This is a genomic window from Mesorhizobium sp. B3-1-9 (genome assembly GCF_006439595.1).
Taxonomy (GTDB): Bacteria; Pseudomonadota; Alphaproteobacteria; order Rhizobiales; family Rhizobiaceae; genus Mesorhizobium.
The window spans coordinates 466141-474696 of sequence record NZ_VFTJ01000003.1 but is presented as its reverse complement, the minus strand read 5'-3'; the positions used below and the strand labels follow the sequence as shown (position 1 = coordinate 474696).

General features: G+C 62.2%; 11 protein-coding genes. 4 read left to right on the top strand and 7 right to left on the bottom strand.

Features of this window, described 5'->3' with window-relative positions:
* Positions 1-184 precede the first annotated feature (184 nt).
* On the top strand, positions 185-934 hold the full coding sequence (locus FJW07_RS08580) for an NYN domain-containing protein (RefSeq protein ID WP_140707593.1): 750 nt from the start codon (positions 185-187) through the stop codon (positions 932-934).
* Positions 935-941: 7 nt separating this feature from the next.
* Positions 942-1493: an ankyrin repeat domain-containing protein gene (locus tag FJW07_RS08575; protein WP_140855740.1), complete on the top strand. Its 552-nt coding sequence runs from the start codon at positions 942-944 to the stop codon at positions 1491-1493.
* 25 nt (positions 1494-1518) lie between these two features.
* Here the strand turns inward: FJW07_RS08575 and FJW07_RS08570 are convergent, their stop codons facing one another.
* Both FJW07_RS08570 and FJW07_RS08565 read right to left on the bottom strand, forming a co-directional pair.
* The gene (locus tag FJW07_RS08570) at positions 1519-2046 is read right to left on the bottom strand and encodes a gamma carbonic anhydrase family protein (RefSeq protein ID WP_140855738.1); all 528 of its coding nucleotides are present in this window, start codon (positions 2044-2046) and stop codon (positions 1519-1521) included.
* A gap of 19 nt (positions 2047-2065) precedes the next feature.
* On the bottom strand, positions 2066-2410 hold the full coding sequence (locus FJW07_RS08565; RefSeq protein ID WP_140855775.1) for a hypothetical protein: 345 nt from the start codon (positions 2408-2410) through the stop codon (positions 2066-2068).
* A 110-nt stretch (positions 2411-2520) separates the two neighbouring features.
* Here FJW07_RS08565 and FJW07_RS08560 point away from each other — a divergent pair, with 110 nt between their 5' ends.
* Both FJW07_RS08560 and FJW07_RS08555 read left to right on the top strand, forming a co-directional pair.
* Positions 2521-3249 (top strand): hypothetical protein, encoded by a 729-nt coding sequence (locus tag FJW07_RS08560; RefSeq protein WP_140855736.1) that lies wholly within the window; start codon positions 2521-2523, stop codon positions 3247-3249.
* A gap of 143 nt (positions 3250-3392) precedes the next feature.
* A complete protein-coding gene (locus FJW07_RS08555) occupies positions 3393-4640 on the top strand; it encodes a cytochrome P450 (protein WP_140855734.1) in 1248 nt (415 codons plus the stop codon).
* Positions 4641-4690: 50 nt separating this feature from the next.
* Here the strand turns inward: FJW07_RS08555 and FJW07_RS08550 are convergent, their stop codons facing one another.
* From FJW07_RS08550 to FJW07_RS08530, 5 genes are all read right to left on the bottom strand, one after another.
* Entirely contained in the window at positions 4691-5035 is a 345-nt protein-coding gene (locus FJW07_RS08550) for a cupin domain-containing protein (RefSeq protein WP_181175485.1), read from the bottom strand.
* A gap of 2 nt (positions 5036-5037) precedes the next feature.
* Positions 5038-6318, bottom strand: coding sequence for an O-acetylhomoserine aminocarboxypropyltransferase (locus FJW07_RS08545; RefSeq protein ID WP_140855732.1), 1281 nt, complete (start codon positions 6316-6318; stop codon positions 5038-5040).
* 162 nt (positions 6319-6480) lie between these two features.
* The gene (locus FJW07_RS08540) at positions 6481-7002 is read right to left on the bottom strand and encodes a CoA-binding protein (RefSeq protein ID WP_140641535.1); all 522 of its coding nucleotides are present in this window, start codon (positions 7000-7002) and stop codon (positions 6481-6483) included.
* On the bottom strand, positions 6999-7754 hold the full coding sequence (locus tag FJW07_RS08535; protein WP_140641601.1) for a GNAT family N-acetyltransferase: 756 nt from the start codon (positions 7752-7754) through the stop codon (positions 6999-7001). Before FJW07_RS08535 ends, FJW07_RS08540 begins: the two co-directional genes overlap by 4 nt.
* 4 nt (positions 7755-7758) lie before the next feature.
* Positions 7759-8541 (bottom strand): AAA family ATPase, encoded by a 783-nt coding sequence (locus FJW07_RS08530; RefSeq protein ID WP_140641533.1) that lies wholly within the window; start codon positions 8539-8541, stop codon positions 7759-7761.
* Between the last annotated feature and the right edge of the window lie 15 nt (positions 8542-8556).

The window sequence follows — 8556 nt, the reverse complement described above, 5'->3', positions numbered from 1 at the left end:
CACCCTCCCCGTCCCCAACGACCGGGTTTTAGGAGCCGGCCCCTGTCCCCGGGGCCGGCTCCGCTGTTTCTGACGATACGCTTCCGATGGCCTGAATTTCTGTTTGGCGGGCCTTCTGTTACAACAGAAGATAGCGCGAAACTCTTCTCCTGTTTGTCTGCGCGCCAACCGTGGGATGTTCTGTATGCCGAACGAACCCCGATCACCTCGCCTTGCGGTTCTCATCGACGCCGACAACGCCTCCGCGAAGATTGCCGACGGACTGTTCGAGGAGATCGCGAAGATCGGCGAGGCAAGCGTTCGCCGCATCTATGGTGATTTCTCGAACGCCCGGTCGAAGAGATGGGCAGAGGTTCTGTCGAAGCACGCGATCATTCCGCAGCAACAATTCGCTTACATCACGGGCAAGAACGCTTCGGATATCACACTGGTGATCGACGCGATGGATTTGCTGCACAGCGGCCGGTTCGACGGTTTCTGTCTGGTTTCTTCCGACAGCGACTTCACTCGCCTTGCCTCGCGGATACGCGAGCAAGGCGTCGACGTGTTCGGATTTGGGGAGCAAAAAACCCCAGAGAGCTTCCGGCAGGCATGTCGCCGTTTCGTCTACACCGAAAACCTTCTCCATGGCGCGGAGAACGCTCAAGATACTGCTCCTGCGACGAAGCCGCTTCAGGCGCCGACGGCAGCCACGCCCATTCTGAAGAAGGTCATCGGCCAGATGGAGAGTGAGGATGGTTGGGTGCTCCTGGGCACCTTTGGCAAGCAGCTCTCAAATCTCTTTTCCGATTTCGACCCGCGTACCTACGGCTTCAGCAAACTGAGCGACCTGGTAAGGAAAACGGCCGCCTTCGACATCGAAAATCCCAAAGGCGGGTCCATGCGGATACGGATCAAACCTGCCGAGAAGAAAGGAAAAGGCAAATCCGGGTAACGCGATCATGTTAGAGATCCCTGAAGACCGATGCGAGCGCGCCAAGCTGTTCCGGGCGATCGACGACGCCTTTAAAGCAGGTGATTTCGAGACCCTTGGCAAAGCGCTTGGTGAAGCGCCGCGCTGGTTCGACGAGAGGATGCCGTTCGACCTCGGCCTTGGTCATCCGCTGGAATATGCGATCTACTGGAGCCCGGCGGCGTTCATCACCGCGCTGCTCGATGCCGGCTCGAACGCGAACTATGAAGATCCTGCCGGCTTTCCTTCGATCATCGCGGCGTTGTCGACGGAACGGCCGGACAGGCTGGATGTCGTCCACATCCTGCTTGGACACGGCGCCGACCCGGATATGCGCGGCGTGAACGACTGGACGCCGCTGCACTATGCGGTGTCCCGGCGTGACGCGGACGCGATCCGTCTGTTGCTCCTTTCAGGCGCGGACCCGTCGCTGCGGACTCGCATCGACGACTATGAGACGGCACTGGAAGGCGCCGAGCAGGCCGGCTTCGAGGCCGGCGCCTTTCTGTTGCGTGAAGCGATGAACAATCGCCGCGGATGACCACGCGCGAAGCGGGCCGCCGCCGTCACACCGTCTCGAGCTTGGCCTTGAAGCGTTTGGCATTGGCCACATAGTGGGCCGCCGAGACGCGCAGGCGTTCGATCGCCGCTTCGTCCAGCGTCCTGATCACCTTGGCGGGCGAGCCGACGATCAGCGAATTGTCCGGAAAAACCTTGTTTTCCGTCACCAGGGCACCGGCGCCGACCAGCGAGTTGTTGCCGATCCTGGCGCCGTTCAGAACGATGGCGCCCATGCCGATCAGGCTGTTGTGGCCGATCGTGCAGCCATGCAGCAGCGCCCTGTGGCCGATCGTGCAGCCTTCGCCGATGGTCAGCGGAAAGCCGGGGTCGGTGTGCATGATCGTATGCTCCTGCACATTGGTGTCGGCGCCAATCGCAATGAGTTCGCCATCGCCGCGGATGACGACGCCGAACCAGAAGCCGGCGTTGCGGCCGATCGTGATATTGCCGATCAGCGTCGCGTCGGGCGCGATCCAGTTCGTATCGGCGTCCTCGAACTCAGGCGCCTTCCCATCGATCGCATAGACCGGCATCGTTCGTCTCCGATTCGTCTCAACCAGCGAATTCGAAAGACCCTAGGTTGGCGGTCGCCCAGGATGCAATGGCGATGAGCGCGACGCCGAGGGCCAGCGCCCAGGCGATGGCCGTGCAGCCGCAGGACAACAGCGCCATCGTGCCTATGCGGCCTTCACGCCGGGCGGCCAAAGCCTCGTTGGTGAGCATGAACGGTCCGGCGCAAGCCGTTGCCGCCAGCGAACGCAGGATATGGACAGGCGAAACATAAGGCTCGGCAAAGGCCAGGCGCCGGCCTGACAGCAGTTCCATGGCCGATCCGGACAGTCCGCAGGCCGTTAGACCAACAGCAAAAGCGTAAAGAACAAGCACAACGGGATCCATATTTACCAACCGTTTACCATGAAAACGCACAGTCGTGCCAACGCGCTGCAAAAGCCATGCCGCGCAGGCTGTGCCGCCGAAGGACAGGCGGGCGGATCGGGAAAGAGCAAATGAGAGACGCAACGGCTGCCGAGAGCGCGGAGTTCCAGGTCGTCGACTCGACCTTGATGAGGCGGGTCTTCTACATTTTCGCGGCGCTGGCGCTGCTTTCGGTGGCCATCAGCGTCGGCGGCAAATGGCTCGGCCGGTCGATCGCCATGGCCGGCTATACGGATGACATGACGGTGCGCCAGATTGTCATGGGCAACAATCTGATCAGCGTGCCGGCAAACTTCATCCGCTTCGACCAGGCCAGGCGCGACGGCATCGCCTCGCGGCTCGATCTCTATCTGCGCTATCCCGAAATGGACGGCTACAGCACGGCCGCGCGCGACGACTTCAACCATGCGACGACCAGGAAGATCGTCTTCCTGTCGTTCGAGCCGCGCATGATGTCACGCGACATGAGCGGCCGTTTCGCGCCGATCTACAGCGCCTTGATCGAAAAGCCGGGCACGCCCGGTCCGGGCGGCACGACGGTTTACGCCTTCACGGAAAAATCAGGCTATCTCAATGAGGTGCTGGCCGTCGCCGGACGTTCCGGCAAGGATCCATTTGTCGCCCGTTGCCTCAGCGGTCCGAGCGCGGAGGAATCGCTGGCGCCCTGCGAGCGCGACATTCAGGTCGGCGACGATCTCAGCCTCACCTATCGTTTCCCGCGCGAGCTGCTCGCGAATTGGCCGGCGCTCGACGCGGCGATCGCAGCCAAAGTGGCGAGTATTCTGAGGACTGGCCACTGACGCTGGCGGCTAGCCGAATATCCAACTAGATCATTTCTGCGCGCAGCTATGCTTCAAACCGGCAATCTGGCTCAACGGTTCGATTTCACGGGCGACAAGATACGATCTGGCATCGGACTGACAAGGCGCGCTAATGGTCAGGCATGACCGATTTGAAGCCTTCCTATCTTGAGTTTGATCCCGCCGGCCGCTGCCTGCGTCTCGACCCGCACGAGCCAGCCTTCGTGCAGAACCCGTACGAGGCCTACGGCTTCCTGCATGGCACAGCCAACGCCTTCTTCTGGGAAGATTATGGTTTCTGGTGCTTTGGCGGCTTCGACGATGTCAACCGGCTGTTGCGCGACCGCCGTTTCGGCCGCCAGAACCCGGCAGGGATTCCCGACAGCCGCGGCGTCGGCGACGATCGTTCGCATCTCGCGGCCTTCGATGCCATCGAGGCCAATTCCATGCTGGAACTGGAGCCGCCGGTGCATACGCGGCTTCGCACGCTGGTCAACCGCGCCTTCGTCTCACGCCAGGTCGAGCGGCTGCGGCCGCGCATCGAGGTGCTGGCCAACGAGTTGATCGACCGCTTCGAGCCAAACGGCGTCGACCTTCTGCCCGCCTACGCCTCGCCCCTGCCGATCACCATCATCGCCGAAATGCTCGGCGTTCCGACCGAGATGGGGCCGCGACTGCTCGACTGGTCGCATCAAATGGTCGCCATGTATATGCATGGCCGCACGCGCGAGGTCGAGGACACGGCCAACCACGCCGCGCGCGACTTTTCTTCGTTCCTGCGCGGCTACGTGGCCGAGCGCCGCAAGAAGCCCGGCGACGATCTGCTATCGCTGCTTATCGAGGCCCAGGACAACGGCCAGAAACTCTCGGAAGACGAGCTGGTGTCCTCGGCCATCCTGCTTCTCAACGCAGGCCACGAAGCGACCGTGTACCAGACCGGCAATGCGGTGCGCTCGATCCTTGCGCAAGGCGGCGATCCGCGCCGCTTCTTTGCGACACCCGAGGCGAATGTCGCGACCGTCGAGGAATGCCTGCGCTTCGACGCGCCGCTGCACATGTTCCTGAGCTATGCCTATGAGGAGATCGAAGTTTCGCCGGGCATATTGGTCAAGCCCGGCAAGATGGTGGCGCTGCTGCTCGGCATGGCCAATCACGACCCGTTGGCGTTTGCCGAGCCCGACACCTTCAATCCGGCCCGCACGGACCAGAAGAACGTCTCCTTCGGCGCCGGCATCCATTTCTGCATCGGCGCACCGCTGGCGCGGCTTGAGTTGCAGGTGTCGCTGAAGGCGCTGTTCGATCGGTTGCCGGAACTGCGCCTGGCGGAGACGCCGCGCTTCCGCGACAGCTATCACTTTCATGGGCTGGAGCGGATTGCCGTCACATTTTAGGGCCAGGCCTACACCGCTTCGCCATAGAATGACGCGGCAATGGCGCCTATTCAAAGTTTGATCACATATTCCTTGCGCGTCGTCTCGAGCACTTCCCAGGTGCCTTTGAACCCTGGCCGCAGCACGAAGCTATCGCCGGCCCGCACGGTGCGCGCCTCGCCGCCGTCCTCGGCGATTACCGAGACGCCGGACAGGATGTGGCAGAACTCCCATTCGTCATAGACGATGCGCCATTTGCCCGGCGTCGCTTCCCAGATGCCGGCATAGAGGCCGCCGTCACGCTCCTCGACGTTCCAGGTGCGGAATTTGGGATCGCCCGAAATCATTCGATCCGGGGCCGGCGCGCCGGCCTCCGGTTCGACGGCATCGGTGTTGACCGCAAGGAAGGCCGACATCATCAGACCTTGCCGAGCGCCTGCTCGAGATCGGCGACGATATCGTTGACGTCCTCGATGCCGACCGAAAGGCGGACGGTGTCGGGTCCGGCGCCGGCCTTGACCTTCTGCTCGTCGGAAAGCTGGCGATGCGTGGTCGAGGCCGGATGGATGACCAGCGACTTGGTGTCGCCGACATTGGCGAGGTGCGAGAACAGTTCGAGCGCCTCGACGAATTTGATGCCGGCCTCGTAGCCGCCCTTGAGGCCGAAGGTGAACACCGCGCCTGCGCCCTGCGGCGAATATTTCTTCTGCAGCGCGTTGTTCTTGTCGCCTGGAAGACCGGGATAGTTCACCCAGGCAACCTTGGGATGGTTCGACAGCCAGCCGGCAACGCTCGCGGCATTGTCGCAATGACGCTGCATGCGCAGCGGCAACGTTTCCAGGCCGGTCAGGATCAGGAAGGCGTTGAAGGGCGAAATCGCCGGACCAATGTCGCGCAGGCCGAGCACGCGGGCGGCAATCGCGAAGGCGAAGTTGCCGAAGGTCTCGTGCAGGACGAGGCCGCCATATTCAGGGCGCGGCTCCGACAGCATCGGGTATTTGCCCGATTTCGACCAGTCGAAGGTGCCGCCATCGACGATGACGCCGCCGATCGAATTGCCGTGGCCGCCGATGAATTTGGTCAGCGAGTGGACGACGATGTCGGCGCCGTGCTCGATGGGCCGGACCAGATAGGGCGAGGCCAGCGTGTTGTCGACGATCAACGGCAGGCCGTGCTTGCGGGCGATGTCGCCAATCTTCTCGATATCGACGAAGACGCCGCCGGGATTGGCTAGGCTCTCGATGAAGATCGCCTTGGTCTTGTCGTCGATCTGGCTCTCGAAGGTCGCAGGATCGTTTGCTTCTGCCCAGCGAACTTCCCAGCCGAAGTTCTTGAAGGCATGGCCGAACTGGTTGATCGAGCCGCCATAAAGCTTGTTGGCGGCGATGAAGTTGTCGCCCGGCTGCATCAGATTGTGGAAGACGATGACCTGCGCGGCGTGGCCCGAAGCGACGGCGAGCGCCGCCGTGCCGCCTTCCAGCGCCGCGACGCGTTCCTCGAGAACCGCCTGCGTCGGATTCATGATGCGGGTATAGATGTTGCCGAAGGCCTTCAGCCCGAACAGCGAGGCGGCATGGTCGGCATCGTCGAAGACGAAAGAGGTGGTCTGATAGATCGGCGTGGCGCGGGCGCCGGTCGCCGGATCGGGCTTGGCGCCGGCATGAATGGCTAAAGTGTTGAAACCAGGCGTACGGGTCATCGAAACCTCCCTCTCCTAACCTTTCGAAAATCGCCGGGCATTCATGCCGAAGCGCGCTCGTGAATGCAAAGAAGAAAATACCTTTCGGCGTGCGATCTGCGACGAACGCCAGGAAAAAATCCAAATTCTTCCCGGAATAATTTTGCGCGAATTACCGCGCGCCTATTTCTGCCTTACGCCCAAGCTCTGGAACCCCTGGCGCATCAAGGGTTTCTTCGACGACAGCACGCCGGAATTGACGCCGGTCCAGCCGATCTCGCCCGACAGTTTGCCGTATTCGATCTTCGGACAGCGGTTCATCACCACCTTGATGCCGGCAGCTTCGGCGCGCGCCGCCGCATCGTCGTTGCGCACGCCAAGCTGCATCCAGACGACCTTGGGCAACGGGTCGAGCTTCAGCACCTGGTCGACAATGCCCGGCACTGCCGCCGAAGCCCGAAAAACATCCACCATGTCGACCGGATGCGGCAGATCGGCCAAGCTGCCATAGACCGTCTGTCCGAGAATCTGCTTACCGGCGTGACCGGGATTGATCGGCACTACCGAAAAGCCTTTGGCCAAAAGATATTTCAGCACGAAGTAGCTTGGCCGCACATCGTTGGGCGAGGCGCCGACCATGGCGATCGTCTTCACCGAATTCAGGATGCCGGCGATGTAGCTGTTGTCGTAGGTATCGTGGTTCATGCTGCGACGGTCTTCCTGCGGTAATGGTAACGATAGAGTTCCCGGCTGAAGCCGAGAGAAGCATAGAGTGCGCGGGCGGGCGTATTGTCGACAACCACCTGCAGGCAGCCCGCCTTGGCCCCCGCTCGCTTCGCCCAGCCGATCAGCCGGCCAACCGTCCTGCGTCCGAACCCCTGCTGCCTGAATCTGGCGTCGGTTTCAACCGCCTCGACGACAAGCAGCCCGTTGCGGATGACGCCAAAGGCAAAGGCGACGACTTCATCGTCGCGCGCGGACGATACGAATGCCTTGTCGCCCGCAATCAAACGCGTCATCTCGCGAAAAACCCGCCGTTCCGCGCCGTCATAACCGCCCGTGCGAAAGCGTGCCTCGAACCAGCGCTCGCTTGGCGCCGGGGAAACCGTGACGTCGTCGTAGCCGCCTCCCGCGAGCGCGTCGATATCGGCATGAAGATGGATCGTGCCGCCTTCCCTGCCGTAACCGCGACGGTCAAGCTCGGGCTCCAGTTCGGCGGCGATGTCGGGGATGCGAAACAACGGCGTCTGGCCGTGGCCGGCATAGAACGCTTCAGCGGCATCGATTACCTTCCCCGGCGCGCCGCGTGTGCCGCGCAAGGGATTGGCGGAATTGCTGCGCCGGATACGGCCGCCCGAGCGCCGTAACAGCCAGCCATTGGCAACGATCTCGAGCGCCGAAGGCCATGCCTCGCGACACGCCTGCTCCATCCGCCAGTTGAGATCGTCCTGTGCCATTTGCTCACTGCAACTCATCGTCATCCCGCAGCGCCTCCTCCAAAAAGGTTCCAGGATCGCTGCAGAAATCGCGCATCATGCGAAAATGATCGGTGTCCTGAAAATCGATGCGGTCGAGGCCGAAGCGGCTGATGCGAAAAAGCCGCGCGTTCGGGCAAGCCATCAGCAGCGGCGAGTGCGTGGCCATGATCACCTGCGCGGTGCCGGACCGCTCCATGCGTCGAAGCAGTTTCAGCAGTTCGATCTGGCGCGTCGGCGACAGCGCGCTTTCCGGCTCGTCGAGGATATAGATGCCCTGTCTGCGGCAACGCTCCTCGAAGAAGCGGATAAAGCCCTCGCCATGCGACCATGACAGGAAATCGGGCGGCGCCGCCCCAACATCCAGTGCGGCTCGGTCGAGATAACGCGATACGGAGTAGAAGGATTCGGCGCGAAAGAACCAGCCAGCAGTGACCTTGGGAAGCCAGTGGGCGCGGAGCGTGGCGCCGAGTGCAGCACCGCTTTTGTCGACAGCACGCGAATGGTCGACCGGCATGTAACCTTTTCCGCCGCCCGCCTCGTCATAGCCGGCCAGCGCGCCGATGGCTTCAAGCAGCGTCGATTTGCCGGTGCCGTTCTCGCCGACGATGACGGTAATAGCGCTCGTGAATTCGAACTCGAATTCGCGATCCCGGAAGATCGGCAAGTTCCAGGGGTATTGCTCCCAGTCTGAGACGCGCGACGGCTCAAGCAGGATGCGCTTGAGATAGGGCGCTTTCAGCCGCGTCAGTTGCTTGCGGGCAGCCACGTCGAACCTTCAGCG

Coding starts and splice junctions, on each gene's coding strand:
- FJW07_RS08575 (WP_140855740.1), top strand. CDS start 942: ATGTTAGAGATCCCTGAAGACCGATGCGAGCGCGCCAAGCTGTTCCGG.
- FJW07_RS08545 (WP_140855732.1), bottom strand. CDS start 6,318: ATGACCCGTACGCCTGGTTTCAACACTTTAGCCATTCATGCCGGCGCC.
- FJW07_RS08580 (WP_140707593.1), top strand. CDS start 185: ATGCCGAACGAACCCCGATCACCTCGCCTTGCGGTTCTCATCGACGCC.
- FJW07_RS08550 (WP_181175485.1), bottom strand. CDS start 5,035: ATGTCGGCCTTCCTTGCGGTCAACACCGATGCCGTCGAACCGGAGGCC.
- FJW07_RS08565 (WP_140855775.1), bottom strand. CDS start 2,410: ATGGATCCCGTTGTGCTTGTTCTTTACGCTTTTGCTGTTGGTCTAACG.
- FJW07_RS08555 (WP_140855734.1), top strand. CDS start 3,393: ATGACCGATTTGAAGCCTTCCTATCTTGAGTTTGATCCCGCCGGCCGC.
- FJW07_RS08560 (WP_140855736.1), top strand. CDS start 2,521: ATGAGAGACGCAACGGCTGCCGAGAGCGCGGAGTTCCAGGTCGTCGAC.
- FJW07_RS08540 (WP_140641535.1), bottom strand. CDS start 7,002: ATGAACCACGATACCTACGACAACAGCTACATCGCCGGCATCCTGAAT.
- FJW07_RS08570 (WP_140855738.1), bottom strand. CDS start 2,046: ATGCCGGTCTATGCGATCGATGGGAAGGCGCCTGAGTTCGAGGACGCC.
- FJW07_RS08535 (WP_140641601.1), bottom strand. CDS start 7,754: ATGGCACAGGACGATCTCAACTGGCGGATGGAGCAGGCGTGTCGCGAG.